Source organism: Methanocaldococcus villosus KIN24-T80, from assembly GCF_000371805.1.
Lineage (GTDB): Archaea > AGJL01 > Methanococci > Methanococcales > Methanocaldococcaceae > Methanocaldococcus > Methanocaldococcus villosus.
The window spans coordinates 1,002,270-1,015,473 of record NZ_AQUK01000001.1; the positions used below are offsets into that span (position 1 = coordinate 1,002,270).

At 30.5% G+C, this 13,204-nt stretch carries 13 protein-coding genes and 1 CRISPR repeat array; of the genes, 5 read left to right on the plus strand and 8 right to left on the minus strand.

Annotation, left to right across the window (positions count from 1 at the left end):
- Positions 1 to 7: 7 nt before the first annotated feature.
- Genes METVI_RS0105795 through map form a run of 4 tightly spaced genes read right to left on the minus strand, consistent with a single transcriptional unit; the run spans position 8 to position 3,421 of the window.
- Positions 8 to 784: a hypothetical protein gene (locus METVI_RS0105795; RefSeq protein ID WP_004589703.1), complete on the minus strand. Its 777-nt coding sequence runs from the start codon at positions 782 to 784 to the stop codon at positions 8 to 10.
- Between the two features lie 5 nt (positions 785 to 789).
- Positions 790 to 1,947 (minus strand): formate-dependent phosphoribosylglycinamide formyltransferase, encoded by a 1,158-nt coding sequence (purT, locus tag METVI_RS0105800; protein WP_004589702.1) that lies wholly within the window; start codon positions 1,945 to 1,947, stop codon positions 790 to 792.
- Positions 1,944 to 2,534, minus strand: a complete 591-nt coding sequence (locus tag METVI_RS0105805) for a flavodoxin family protein (protein ID WP_004589701.1) — start codon at positions 2,532 to 2,534, stop codon at positions 1,944 to 1,946. The genes purT and METVI_RS0105805 overlap by 4 nt, the downstream gene beginning before the upstream one ends.
- A gap of 11 nt (positions 2,535 to 2,545) precedes the next feature.
- The gene (gene map, locus METVI_RS0105810; protein ID WP_004589700.1) at positions 2,546 to 3,421 is read right to left on the minus strand and encodes a type II methionyl aminopeptidase; all 876 of its coding nucleotides are present in this window, start codon (positions 3,419 to 3,421) and stop codon (positions 2,546 to 2,548) included.
- Between the two features lie 49 nt (positions 3,422 to 3,470).
- Here map and METVI_RS0105815 point away from each other — a divergent pair, with 49 nt between their 5' ends.
- From METVI_RS0105815 to METVI_RS0105825, 3 genes are read left to right on the plus strand one after another with little or no spacing between them, the layout of a single operon-like run.
- Positions 3,471 to 4,061, plus strand: a complete 591-nt coding sequence (locus METVI_RS0105815) for an MBL fold metallo-hydrolase (RefSeq protein WP_004589699.1) — start codon at positions 3,471 to 3,473, stop codon at positions 4,059 to 4,061.
- Positions 4,062 to 4,066: 5 nt separating this feature from the next.
- Complete coding sequence (gene cofC / locus METVI_RS0105820; RefSeq protein ID WP_004589698.1) at positions 4,067 to 4,720, plus strand: 2-phospho-L-lactate guanylyltransferase; 654 nt, start codon at positions 4,067 to 4,069, stop codon at positions 4,718 to 4,720.
- Positions 4,717 to 6,549: a molybdopterin biosynthesis protein gene (locus METVI_RS0105825; RefSeq protein ID WP_004589697.1), complete on the plus strand. Its 1,833-nt coding sequence runs from the start codon at positions 4,717 to 4,719 to the stop codon at positions 6,547 to 6,549. The genes cofC and METVI_RS0105825 overlap by 4 nt, the downstream gene beginning before the upstream one ends.
- Here the strand turns inward: METVI_RS0105825 and METVI_RS0105830 are convergent.
- Positions 6,546 to 7,568: an adenylosuccinate synthetase gene (locus tag METVI_RS0105830; RefSeq protein WP_017981116.1), complete on the minus strand. Its 1,023-nt coding sequence runs from the start codon at positions 7,566 to 7,568 to the stop codon at positions 6,546 to 6,548. The two genes, METVI_RS0105825 and METVI_RS0105830, sit on opposite strands and share 4 nt — an antisense overlap.
- Before the next feature lie 70 nt (positions 7,569 to 7,638).
- Between METVI_RS0105830 and METVI_RS0105835 the strand changes: the two genes are divergently transcribed.
- Positions 7,639 to 8,244, plus strand: a complete 606-nt coding sequence (locus METVI_RS0105835) for a ThiF family adenylyltransferase (RefSeq protein WP_004589696.1) — start codon at positions 7,639 to 7,641, stop codon at positions 8,242 to 8,244.
- 369 nt (positions 8,245 to 8,613) lie between these two features.
- Positions 8,614 to 9,015: a CRISPR direct-repeat array (repeat unit 37 nt; unit sequence GTTTGAATCGCTTATCCATTAAAACAAGGATGGAAAC).
- A gap of 10 nt (positions 9,016 to 9,025) precedes the next feature.
- Here the strand turns inward: METVI_RS0105835 and hmdB are convergent.
- Both hmdB and METVI_RS0105845 read right to left on the minus strand, forming a co-directional pair.
- On the minus strand, positions 9,026 to 10,081 hold the full coding sequence (gene hmdB / locus METVI_RS0105840; RefSeq protein WP_004590217.1) for a 5,10-methenyltetrahydromethanopterin hydrogenase cofactor biosynthesis protein HmdB: 1,056 nt from the start codon (positions 10,079 to 10,081) through the stop codon (positions 9,026 to 9,028).
- 19 nt (positions 10,082 to 10,100) lie between these two features.
- On the minus strand, positions 10,101 to 10,925 hold the full coding sequence (locus METVI_RS0105845; protein WP_004590218.1) for an Mrp/NBP35 family ATP-binding protein: 825 nt from the start codon (positions 10,923 to 10,925) through the stop codon (positions 10,101 to 10,103).
- A gap of 70 nt (positions 10,926 to 10,995) precedes the next feature.
- Between METVI_RS0105845 and dnaG the strand changes: the two genes are divergently transcribed.
- The gene (dnaG, locus tag METVI_RS0105850) at positions 10,996 to 12,093 is read left to right on the plus strand and encodes a DNA primase DnaG (protein ID WP_004590219.1); all 1,098 of its coding nucleotides are present in this window, start codon (positions 10,996 to 10,998) and stop codon (positions 12,091 to 12,093) included.
- On the opposite strand, the gene METVI_RS0105855 is transcribed toward dnaG, so the two are convergent.
- Positions 12,074 to 13,186: a hydrogenase large subunit gene (locus tag METVI_RS0105855; protein WP_004590220.1), complete on the minus strand. Its 1,113-nt coding sequence runs from the start codon at positions 13,184 to 13,186 to the stop codon at positions 12,074 to 12,076. The two genes, dnaG and METVI_RS0105855, sit on opposite strands and share 20 nt — an antisense overlap.
- Positions 13,187 to 13,204: the final 18 nt, after the last annotated feature.

The following is a 13,204-nucleotide window of genomic DNA, read 5'->3' on the forward strand; positions in this document are numbered from 1 at the left end:
TCACCTTTTACTGAGAAACTTTAATAATATTTATCCTTTCCCTTAACTTATAATCTCCAACTTTCTTAGCTATATTTAGAATTGAATTAATCTCACTGTCAAAATTATTTAGAATATTCTCCTCTATCCTATAGGTCTTTAGAGTTATGATAAATAAAGCTTCATAATCAATAGCAGATTTATATTCTTTACTCTCAATATATTTTTTAACCATCTCTAATGTTTCCAATAATAATCTCTTTTTCTCTAAAAATTTTTCATCTAATTTCCTTTTCTTTCTACCTAATAAATAATTTTCTATTTCACTCTTCAATTCATAGCTACCAATATTTAAAGCTAAATTAGCCAAACTTCTAACTTCTGTTTTATAATCTAAAATAACCCCATCATCTAACCTTAATATCTTTAATTTAATTAGATTCAATATTAATCTGTCTCCAAAATCTTTATATGGTTTATTTTCAATATACCCCTTTAAAAGTTCTAAAATGTCAATAATTTTTCTAATTTTTTCTTTTTTAGCTTTTGTTAATTTTTCTTTTTCTCCAAACAATAATAATTTAACTTCTCTTTTTATTTCAAAATTCCCAGATTTTTTAGCTATTTCTAAAATCTTATTGGCTATTGGTAAGATATCTTCATCTAGCATATTTCCCTTTTCTAAATACTCTAACAAATGTCTAATAATAACTTTCTCATCTACACCTGCTACATGTTGGTTTAATATTTCTAAGATAAATATGAATCTCTCCATTACTTCAATCTTACTCTTTTCCAGTATCATTTTTATCAGCATATTTTTATTAACTCTGCGGCTTTCTTAACAAGCTCTTTTGCCTTATCAACATTTTCAGCGTGAGCTAAAATAACACCCATTCTTCTACCTATAGTAGCATTTGGTTTTCCAAATAACCTTATTTTAACATTTTCTACTTTTAAAGCATCTTTTATATCATATTTTGGAGCATATTTATTTATATTTGCCTTTATAGCATAAGAAGCTCCAGGAGTTAGAAGTTTTGTTGATATTGGTAGGGTGAGAATAGATCTTACATGAATTTCAAACTCACTCATCTCTTGTGTGATCATAGTGACCATTCCTGTATCATGAGGTCTTGGAGAAACTTCACTAAAAATAACCTCATCATTTTTAACAAACATCTCTACTCCAAATATCCCTCTACCTCCTAAAGCACTAACTATCTTTTCTGCAATATTTTTTGCTTCATTTTTTAACTCATCAGGCATATTATGAGGCTGCCAACTCATTATATAATCTCCATCTTTTTGAATATGTCCAATGGGTTCGCAGAATTTTATATCCTCTGATTTTGCTGTTAGTAATGTTATTTCATAATCAAAATCTATAAATTCTTCAACTATAAGCTTTTCAGAAGAACCCCTAGCTTCCTTAGCTTTATTATAAGCCTTTTCAATGTCTTTCTCATCTTTTATAATGCTCTGTCCTTTTCCAGAAGAAGACATTATTGGTTTAACTACACAAGGATATCCTAATTTCTCAACAGCTTCTTTTAGCTCTTCTAAATTTGTTGCAAATTCATATTTAGCTGTTTTTAACTTTAACTTTTCAGCTGCTAACCTCCTTAATAGTTCTCTATTCATAGTTATTTTAACTGCTTCTGCATTTGGAATAACTTCAGTAAAACTCTCTGCATCTAATAATGCATCTATATTAATAGCTTCTATTTCAGGAATTACAAAATCTGGTTCTTCTCTTTCAATAATTGAAAAAAGAGCGTCATAATCTCTCATATTTATAACATAACTTCTATGGGCTACTTGCATAGCAGGGGCATTCTGATATCTATCAACAGCCACACATTCTATCCCCAACCTCTGGGCTTCAATAACAATTTCCTTTCCTAACTCTCCAGAACCTAAAATTAAAAATTTTGTAGCTCCCTTTAATAGAGGTGTTCCTATCATGGTCTCACTTCTAACATTTCCAAAAATCTTTTTAATGTCTTTCTTAAGCTTCTTAATCCCTCTTCATCTTCTTTAACACCTTCTTTACCTTTATCCCTACTCCAAAGAGATGCCCCCAAATTTGCTCCAAAAGATCCACCAGAAACGGGGATTATACCATTTATTATAAAAAAGTCATGAATTGTTCTTAAAGCTATTTCTTGCCCACCACTTCTATCTCCACCAACAGCTATTGCCATCCCTACTTTATTTTTAAAAATATTTGGATTTTTAGCTAATATAGCTCTTGTCCTATCCATAACTGCTTTTATTTGTGCTGAAACTGTACCTTGATAAACTGGTGTGCCAATTATAATACCATCAGCCCATTCCATAGCTTCATAAAACTCAAGCATATCATCTTTAAAAACACATCCTTCTCTTTTCTTTATACAAAAATCACAATGAATACAAAAGTTTATTTTCTTTTTATGGACTGTTAGATATTTTACTTCAGCCCCCTTTTCTTTTAAATAGTTTAAAGCATAATTAACAGCAAAATGTGTCCCCTCTAATCTTGGACTTCCACTAATACCAAGAACTTTCATAGTATCACAGTTTATTTAGTAGTAATAATTACTTTTCCATCTTCATTTATATATATTGTATGTTCAGCCTGACTAACCATACCATTATTTTTTTCAATTAACATTGGATAGCCATATATGGAAGAAGAGGTTAAAAGTGATTTTAAATATATTCTCTCTTTTTCATCCTTTATTATCCACCTTTCAGCAAATGGCAAATATGGATATTTCTTCTCAATAATATCTAATAATTTTTTAGCCTTCTGCAACCTTACAGGTCTTTTATGTAAAAATTTATAAATATTTCCTAAATCTCCATCTCTAACCATTCCAAAACCATCTGTTGCAAATGGCTCTATAGCTACAAGATCTCCAACATCTATACATCTATCAGTTTTTTCATAAACATTAGGGATGCTTATCCCTGTATGAAGCTCATATTTATGCATAACATGACCAGATAGGTTAGATATTGGTTTATAACCATAACTTTCTATAACCTCTTGAATAATCTTTCCCATTAATCCAACATTCATAGGCACTTCTATCTCTTTAATAACAGTATTTAAAGCATCTTCAGAAGCCTTTACCAGATCTCTATAACTATTAGATAGATCAACAGTTACTGCAGTGTCTGCTATATATCCATCAACATGAGCCCCTAAATCAAGCTTAACAACATCATCCTCTTTAAAATATAGAGGATCATTTATCTTTGGAGTGTAATGTGCAGCAATATTATTGATTGATATATTACACGGAAAAGCTGGCTCCCCTCCAAGCTCTCTTATCCTACTTTCAACAAACTCTGCCACTTCTAAAAGTTTAACTCCAGGTTTTATCATTTTTTTTGCTTCTTCTCTAACAGTCTTAGCAATCTCTCCTGCTTTCAATATTTTTTCTAACATGCTATCACTTATATATTAATACTGTTTAAATTATAAAAAGGGGAAAGTTATGATAGTGAAGTTAGGTGGGTTTGGTTATAGTTGTAATACATACTTAATCTTAGATAAATACCATATCCTAATAGATCCTGGAATGTATGCAAATATTATTGATGAGATAGAGAAATATACAAGTAAGATAGATTTTGTTATAAATACTCATTGTCACTATGATCATGTTGGTGTAGATCATTTAATAGAGGAAATATATAACTGCCCAATTTATATAGATGATAAAGAAGTAAGACATCTTAAAAATGCTGACCATGTGGTGCTTGCAGAGCTTTTTAACTCTAAGCTCATACCTCCAAAAGAAGTGTTACCTATTTCTGAGTTAGAGGATGTAGAAATAATAAGAACTCCTGGGCATACTTATGGATCAATAACAATTTTATATAGAGATGGATTAATAACAGGAGATACTTTATTTGCCTATGGTGTAGGAAGAACAGATTTTCCTACTGGAGATATTATAAAATTAAGAGAATCTATAGCAATGTTAGAAAAGATAGCAAATCAGAGAGATATTAAACATATCTATCCAGGACATGGGGAAATAGGGGATAGAAGAGCATTTCAATATGCTAAACTTTTCCTGTGATAGTTATGAAAGCTTTAATTCCAGTGTCACCATTGGATTCTCTTAAAACAAGACTTTCAGAGTTTTTAAATAAAGAAGAAAGAAAATTTTTACTATTCAACATGTTAAAAGATATTTTTAAAGCTTTGGAAGGTTTGGAGGTTTATGTTATTAGTAAGGATAATGAGATATTAGATTTTGTAAAAGGTTTGGGAGGAAGGGTTATAGAGGAAAAATATAAGGGATTAAACAATGCTATAAAACAAGGGTTTAATGAGATTAGAGGAAATGAGGTTTTAATAATCCCTGCTGACATACCTTTAATAAAAAAGAGACATATTAATGAGATAATGATTTTATCAAAGAATTATGATGCCATAATCTCACCATCAAGGGGTGGGGGCACAAATTTGTTATATCTAAAAGATAAAAGGTCAATAGAGGTTAGATATGAAGGATTTAGTTTTTTAAAGCATATTGATGAGTTTAAAAAGCATGGGTTAAAATATTATATTTATGATTCTTTCTATTTATCAATAGATGTTAATACTGTTGAAGATCTTGGGGAGATATTTATCCATGGGGAGGGTACAGAGACAAAAAGATATTTAATGGATTTAAATATTAAAGTCCTTCCAAAGCATTCTTCTGCTGGAAGATTTGAAATAGTGAGAGGATGAGGTATCTAACATTAAAAAATATAGAAGAGGCTAAAAAGATTGTTAGAGATTATTTAATGGGTGATGTTGAAACTGTTAGTATAGAAGAAGCTGTTAATAGGGTGTTAGCCGAAGATGTTTTTTCTGATATAGATATTCCACCATTTGATAGGGCAACAGTAGATGGTTATGCTGTAATTGCTGAAGATACTTTTAATGCTGATGAAGATAAGCCTGTAGAATTAAAAGTTATTGATGAAATAAGAGCTGGGGAAATTAAGAATATAGAAATAAAAAGAGGAGAATGTGTAGAAATAGCTACAGGAGCTATGATACCTAAAAATGCTAATGCAGTTGTTATGGTTGAATATACTGAAAGGGAAGGAGATAAAGTTAAGATATATAAACCTATAGCCCCTATGGAAAACATTCAATTTGCAGGTTCTGATGTTATGGTTGGAGAGTTAGTGTTAAGGAAAAATACTTTATTAACACCAAAAGATATTGGTGTGTTGGCAGCTATAGGAAGGAAGAAAGTTAGGGTTTATAAAAAATTAAAATTTGCTATTATATCTACTGGAAATGAGCTAGTTTCTCCTGGGGAAGTGTTAGAAGATGGAAAAATATATGATATAAATAGCTACACACTGATGAGTTATATTAAAAATCTTGGATATGATTATGTATTTTTAGGTATAGTAAGGGACAATGTAGAAGATATAAAGGAGAAGATTAATAAAGGGCTAGGATTGGCTGATATTATACTATTAAGTGGTGGAACTTCTGCAGGAAGAGGAGATTTAGTAGAAAAGGCTATTGAAATGTTAGGTGGGGAAATATTAATACATGGATTAAAAATAAAGCCTGGAAAGCCAACAATTATTGGAAAAGTTAAAAATAAACTGGTAATTGGCCTTCCTGGATATCCTACATCATGTCTAACTGTTTTTGATGTATTGTTTGGAAATGAGAAGAATTTGATAAAGGCTAAATTTAGAGGGAGATATATATCAGCAAAAGGTAGGGTTGAGTATCTACCAGTCATGCTTGTTAAAGGAAAGGAATACTCTTGTTATCCCATAACTAAGGGTAGTGGAGCAATAACCACACTTTCAGAAGCTGATGGATATGTTGTTATTGACGAAAATAGGGAAATTTTAGAAGAAGAGGATGTTGATGTTCATTTATTTGGCTACACATCAGCTTTAAACATTATAGGAAGTCATTGTATAGGGATTGATATTATTTTAAAGGATGCTAATCTTCAAGCTAAGGTTATTAATACAGGATCATTAGGAGGAATATTGGCTATAAAAAGGGGAGAAGCTGATATAGCAGGAATACATTTATTAGATGAAAAGGAGGGGTACAACATACCATACTTAAAAAAATATAATGTAAAAAATGCTGTTTTAATTAGGGGTTATATTAGAGAGCAAGGATTTATTTTAAGAGAAGATTTAAGCTTAGATGAGATTATTAAAAATATCCACAATTTTGAAATTATAAGCAGAAATAAAGGAGCTGGAACAAGAATATTGTTTGAAAACTTTTTAAAGAAACATAATATTAATTATAATGAATTAAAAATTGTTGGAGAAGCTAAAACTCATTCTTCTGTAGCTAAAGCTGTAGCTATGGGTAGGGCAGATATAGGGATAGGTATTAAGACAGTTGCTGATTATTACAAATTAAAATTTATAAAAATTGGTGAAGAAAATTTTGATTTCTTAATAAGAAAAGAAAGATTTGGAGATGATGATGTTCAAAAGTTTATTAGAAGTTTAAAAAGGGCTAAATTACCATTTAAAAAGCCTGAAAATTGTGGAGAAATAATTTGGGAAGGTTAAAGTTTCTCTTTTCTTAAATCAATAATTTGTTTCATCTCTGGACCTGTGGATATGAGAGTTACAGGCACTTTTGTAATATCCTCTATTTTTTCTATAAACTCTTTAGCTTTATCTGATAACTTTTCAAATTCTCTAACTCCATAACAGGATTTATCATATTTATCTAATCCAGTTAAAGCAATTTGTGTAGCTCCATTTAACCTACAGGCTTTTCTAGCTAAATCAAAATCAAAATACCCTACCCTTCTCCTTCTCCCTGTAACTGTCCCATATTCCACTATTCCTAGTTTTTCAGCTTCTTCTAATGACATTTCTGTTGGGAAGGGTCCAGCTCCAACTCTTGTAGGAAAACTTTTAAACACTACTATAACTTCATCCACTTTAGTAGGCCCTATTCCAATATCAGCTGCAAAAGAAGATGCTGTTGTATCCTTTGATGTTACATATGGATAAGTCCCATAATAAAGTGATAAAAAAGTTCCTTGGGTTCCTTCAATTAAAACATCTTTACCTTCATCTAAAGCATCATTAACTATCTCTGATACATCACCTAAATAATCTTTTAATTCATCAATATCTTTAGCCTGTTTTAAGATTCTTAAAACCCTATCCCTATTAGCAGGCCCACAACCAGTTCCAGTAGTTCCAATCTCTTCTGATAAATGCTTATCTTCTCTATCCTCTATTTTGTGTCTTTCTTCTATTATTCCACATCTATAATCTACAGTTAACCTCTCTTTAACATTAAACTCTTTTAACATCTCAATTTCTTTTAATAATACATCTGGATCTACCAAAACCCCTGCTCCAATACATAACTTAGCCTCTCTATAAGGAAATCCTGTTGGCACCATTCTTATACCAAACTTTTTATCTCCTATAGTAACTGTATGTCCTGCATTAGGGCCTACTCCACCTCTTGCTATTATATTTGGCTTATCTTCACTGCAGAGATAACTTATTATTTTTCCTTTACCTTCATCCCCCCACTGCCCTCCAACTATTATAGAGCAAACCACAATCTCACCTTTAAATTTGTCCAAACCCTTTATATTTTAACAATAATATTATTTAAAAATTTGTGGGAGTATGGATGTTGAAGAGTTAGAAAAAAAGTTGGTGCCAAGAGGAGAAGTTTCATTAATTGGTTGTGGTAGGCTTGGAATAAGAGTAGCTTTTGACTTATTAGAGGTTCATAGAGGTGGTGTAAAAAAGTTATATGTTTTTGATGGAGCAAAAATAGAGGAGAATGATATAATACATAGAAAATTAGGTGGGTTAGTTGGAGAGTATAAAGTAGAGTTTTTAAAGAGATTTTTTGGAAACAGGGTTGAAGCTTATAATGTAAATATAGGGAAAGATAATCTTCATCTTATAAAAGGGGATGTGACTATAATATGTATAGCAGGTGGGGATACAATACCTATAACAAGAGAGATAATAAAATACTGTTGGAAAAAAGGGATTAAGACTATAGGAACTAATGGTGTATTTGGTTTAGAGGAGAATATTAAAGTTGAAGATGCTTACTATTGCAAAGGTCCAGCTGAACTATTAAAATTAGAGAGGGAAGGACATATAGTTGTAGGTACTGGAAAGTTTATCAAAGATTTTGAACCAATAACTCCATATACATTAGATGAAATTGCTAAAAAAATTGTTATTGAATGCCTTAGAATTTTAAGGAGATTATAGATTATCTAATAACTCTTATCAATTTTTCTAATTAACTTTTCTTGCCTTTATATACCCTCTTGTTAAAAATTGTATGAGAAAATCGGGAAAAAGTAATAATGATTTTTTCAAATTAAAATTGAGATTTTTTAATTATTTTGGTTATTTATTTTTATTTTTATGGTTTTATTTTTAGTTTGTTTTTATTTTAGTTAGGTAAGTTCTAATTGTTTATATTTTATGATACAGTTGTGCGTTATATTTATAAATAATTTGCATAATCTTTCTTAACTTTATAAAGGTTTTAATAATTGGGTAGTAAGAAAAATCTTGTTGAAAAAGAAAGGTTTATATAGGAGTTTTGGCGAATATAGTTAGTGGTTGCATAGGGTTTGAATCGCTCATCCATTAAAACAAGGATGGAAACTTGAGTCTTGTGAGGGTGATGGTGTTCTCATCTTCGTTTGAATCGCTTATCCATTAAAACAAGGATGGAAACCATCCTTTCACCTCTTGCTTTTGTTTTCATTATAAGTTTGAATCGCTTATCCATTAAAACAAGGATGGAAACATTATCTTGTTAAGTGCATATTTTAATGATAAATTAGGTTTGAATCGCTCATCCATTAAAACAAGGATGGAAACTTGGATTGAACCACACCAAAACAGTAATTTGTTCGTTGTTTGAATCGCTTATCCATTAAAACAAGGATGGAAACATGCTGATTTTATAAGCTTCTCCATTTATTATGAGAGTTTGAATCGCTCATCCATTAAAACAAGGATGGAACATATAAAAAAACTATTTCTGACTTTTTAAATACATGTAATATTTATTATAATCTAACTTAGGTTTTAGGCCTAGAGATTCTATTATTTTAACTGTATCATCTAAATTAGCTACTTTTGGATTACCTACTCCTTTAACTATTCTTGGGTAATTTTTGGGAATTACTGTAGCTATATTACTTGCCCCTGCTAATAATGAGAAATAGATTAATTCAGGTCCAATAGTTGGAGAGGGAGAGGTTATTCTTATATTTGGAAAGATCAATCTTGTTATAGCAATTGTTTTAGCCTGTTCTAAAGCTGAACATCTTGGAAAATTTTCCATTGGTGTGCCTTTATATGGATTAAATCCCATTATTGGTATTTCTCCTACTTCAAGTTCATTTTTTAGATAAAATAGATGTTTTACCCTATCTTCGTAACTCTCTCCAACCCCTATTAATAACCCAGAGGATAATTCTATTCCATATTTATTAACAAGCTTACACACTCTTATTCTATCCTCTAACTCTTCACCAGGTTTTAGTTTTTTAAATAATTTTTCATTTATTGTTTCCAAATTACAACATATGGTGTTAATATCATATTTTTTCATTTCTTTTATAACTTCTTCAGTTAAATCAGCTCCAGCATTAACTAAAACTTCTAAACTAGTGTATTTTTTAACAATTTTTAATGCCCTAAGGGCTTCTTTACCACCATAACCATGAGCTGTTGAACAACTAACTCTCCTTATCCCACTTTCTTCTATAGCAATTGCAGCTTCTTTTATTTCTTCATCAGTTAGTCTAAAAGGATTATAATAGCCTTCCTTAGAAGTTCCTGCAGCAAAACCACAATAAAGACATTTTGGATTTACATGGCATATGTTTGTTACATGTATTGTAGAGGTAATTTCAATCTCTTTTTTAAAAATATCTCTAACTTCAGAAGCTAATTTAAACAATTCTAAGAAATCTCTCCAATTATCTAATTTAAATAATTTTAATGCCATATCTTCATCAATTAAAGAAAATACTTTTCCCTCTTTTAATTCTTCAATCTCTTCCCTTATATAATCAAACACCATACTTCACCAAAAAATATTTTTATTTATTTTCAACAATTTCAACAATTTTATTAACAATCTCTTTAAATGCTTCTCCAGCCCTACAATCAATTAATACCATAGGCTTACCCTTCTCTTGAGCTTCTCTTGCTTTGGCATCTAATGGTATTCTTCCAAGAAATCTTAATCCTAACTCTTTAGCTATTTTTTCACCAGCTCCCTTACCAAATATATCTATCTCTTTATTGCAGTATGGACAGACAAATCCACTCATATTCTCAATTATCCCAATTATTGGAATATTTAACATTTTACACATAGATATGGATTTTTTCACATCTAATAAAGAAATCTCATCTGGTGTTGTAACAATTATAGCTCCATCTATGTTAGGAATACTCTGCATAATTGTTAACTGAACATCTCCTGTTCCTGGTGGTGTATCAATTAGCAAATAATCTAATTCACCCCATGCAACATCTGCTAAAAACTGTCTTATAGCCCCACTAACTCTTGGACCTCTCCATATAACAGGTGTAGCTTCATCAGGTAGAAGATAGCTTATAGATATTGTTTTTATTCCACTGACTTCTATTGGTAATATTGCATCCCCAGCAACCATTGGTTCTCCATTAGCTCCAAGTATTTTTGGAATATTTGGTCCATGAATATCTCCATCTAACACTCCAACCTTTTTATTTAATAAACTTAAACCAACAGCTAAATTTGCTGTTACTGTTGATTTCCCAACACCTCCTTTTCCACTTAATATAGCTATTTTATGTTTTATTTTACTCATTCTTTCTCTAATTTTTGCATTTTGCTGTTCCAGAAGTTTTTTTGCATCTTTTCTGTCACATTCCAATGTACCACCCTTTTAAATATTATTATTTTTTAAATATTATTTTTAATATTTAATATCTTTGGTGATTATTATGGATTACGGCACTACAAAATATATTATTTATGCTGAACTAATTGCTGATGGTTATGTAGAAAAAAATGACATTATTGGAGCTATATTTGGACAAACAGAAGGATTATTGGGAGAAGAATTTGACTTAAGAGAGCTACAGAAAAGTGGAAGGATTGGAAGGATAGAGGTTGAATTAACAAATATAAATGGAAAATCAATAGCAAAACTAACCATTCCATCAAGTTTGGATAGAGTTGAGACATCTATTTTAGCTGCAGCATTGGAAACAGTTGATAGAGTAGGCCCATGTATGGCAAGTTTAAAAGTTGTAAAGATTGAAGATATTAGGATTAAGAAAAGAGAATATATCATAGATAGAGCAAAAGAGATACTTAAAGAAATGATGAGTAATGTGGATATAAATAGAATAATAGAGGAGGTGAAAGAGAGTGTAAGGATGAGTGAGATTATTGAATATGGAGAAGATAAACTTCCTGCAGGGCCTGATATAGATAAATCTGATGAGATAATAATAGTTGAAGGAAAAGCTGATGTTTTAAATCTTTTAAGATATGGAATAAGAAATGCTATAGCAGTTGAAGGAGCTTCAGTACCAAAAACTATTATAGAATTGAGTAAAAAGAAAATAACAACAGCATTTACAGATGGGGATAGAGGAGGGGAGCTAATTTTAAAAGAGCTCTTACAGTCATGTGATATTGACTATATAGCAAGAGCTCCTCTTGGTAGAGAGGTAGAAGAGTTAACTAAGAAGGAGATAATAAAATGTTTGAAAAGTAGAATACCTGTAAATAGTGAAGTTAAAAGTATAGAAGTTGAAAGTTTATCGAATAATGATTATAATAATTATGCTAATAAACTACTAAGTTTGAAAGATGATGAGGTTATAATTATTATTAATGGTGAGGAGAAGAAAATAAAGATTAATGAATTATCAAACCTTGATAACATTGATACACTTCTAATAAAAACAATTGATCAAAAAACATTAGATAATATTTATAATAAAATTAACAACATTATTTGTTTAAATAAAAAAATTGTAAAAAAACCATCAAATGTTTCCATTATGAGTATTAGGGGCTTGACTCTTTAATTACTATCATTCTATCAGTACATGTAAAACATGGATCACAACTCACTATTATAAGCTCTGCATCAGAAACATTATGTCCAGGTAAAATAGCCTCCATACAGGCTAAATTTGTAGCTGTTGGAGTTCTAACTTTTACATGTTTCACTCTTAAATTCTCATCTAATCCATAACTGTAATACACCTGACCTCTCTGTGCCTCATTATATACATCTATAGGATCAAAAGGCTTTAGCTCATAGTTTGGATTATATATTTTTTTATCTAAATTTGGCAAATCTTTTAAAGCCTGTCTTATAATTTTTAAACTTTCAAAACATTCATAAAACCTCACAGCCAATCTTGCATAAACATCTCCTTCATCAAATAACACTTCATCAAATTCAAACCTATCATACAATGACACTTTAAGTAGCTTCCTCATATCACTTCTTATCCCTGAACCTCTTGCTGTTGGTCCTGTAGCATGGAATTTTTTTGCAGTTTCCTTATCTAAATATCCAACTTCTTTGATTCTTGCTAATATCATGGGATCATTGAAGGTTCTTTTTAACAGTTTCTTTAAATCTTCTTCAAATTTTTCTAATCTTTCTAATATAGAAGGAATCTTGTTTTCTTGAATATTACATCTAGGCCTAACTCCTCCAATTATAGGGCAAGAGTATTGTACCCTACCTCCTGTTATTTCTTGAAGTATTTTTAAAATAGGTTCTCTAACCATAAAAGCTCTATATGCCATAGTTTCAAAGCCAAGAACCTCATATATATGCCCAAATAATAGTGTATGTGAATGTAACCTCTCAAGCTCCTCTACAATTATCCTTATATACTCAGCCCTTTCTGGCACTTCTATATCACAGCCTTTTTCAACAACCATAACATTTGTCCAAACATGTATATGTGAGCATATTCCACATATTTTTTCTGATAGTATAGATATTTTCTCTGGAGGTAGTCCTTCCATTATTAACTCTATTCCTCTATAATTAACACCTATTGTTATTTCTGCATCTTTTATAATTTCATCTTCTACAACTAGCCTTAATCTGTGTGGTTCAAGCATAGCTGAATGTATAGGCCCAATAGCAATTTCCATGGTAATCACAAAATTTAT

Excerpts from the sequence above, each read along its gene's own strand:
- map (WP_004589700.1), bottom strand. The coding sequence starts at position 3,421 with ATGTTAGAAAAAATATTGAAAGCAGGAGAGATTGCTAAGACTGTTAGA.
- hmdB (WP_004590217.1), bottom strand. The coding sequence starts at position 10,081 with ATGGTGTTTGATTATATAAGGGAAGAGATTGAAGAATTAAAAGAGGGA.
- purT (WP_004589702.1), bottom strand. The coding sequence starts at position 1,947 with ATGATAGGAACACCTCTATTAAAGGGAGCTACAAAATTTTTAATTTTA.
- dnaG (WP_004590219.1), top strand. The coding sequence starts at position 10,996 with ATGGATTACGGCACTACAAAATATATTATTTATGCTGAACTAATTGCT.
- METVI_RS0105815 (WP_004589699.1), top strand. The coding sequence starts at position 3,471 with ATGATAGTGAAGTTAGGTGGGTTTGGTTATAGTTGTAATACATACTTA.
- METVI_RS0105855 (WP_004590220.1), bottom strand. The coding sequence starts at position 13,186 with ATGGAAATTGCTATTGGGCCTATACATTCAGCTATGCTTGAACCACAC.
- METVI_RS0105805 (WP_004589701.1), bottom strand. The coding sequence starts at position 2,534 with ATGAAAGTTCTTGGTATTAGTGGAAGTCCAAGATTAGAGGGGACACAT.
- cofC (WP_004589698.1), top strand. The coding sequence starts at position 4,067 with ATGAAAGCTTTAATTCCAGTGTCACCATTGGATTCTCTTAAAACAAGA.
- METVI_RS0105835 (WP_004589696.1), top strand. The coding sequence starts at position 7,639 with ATGGATGTTGAAGAGTTAGAAAAAAAGTTGGTGCCAAGAGGAGAAGTT.
- METVI_RS0105795 (WP_004589703.1), bottom strand. The coding sequence starts at position 784 with ATGATACTGGAAAAGAGTAAGATTGAAGTAATGGAGAGATTCATATTT.
- METVI_RS0105825 (WP_004589697.1), top strand. The coding sequence starts at position 4,717 with ATGAGGTATCTAACATTAAAAAATATAGAAGAGGCTAAAAAGATTGTT.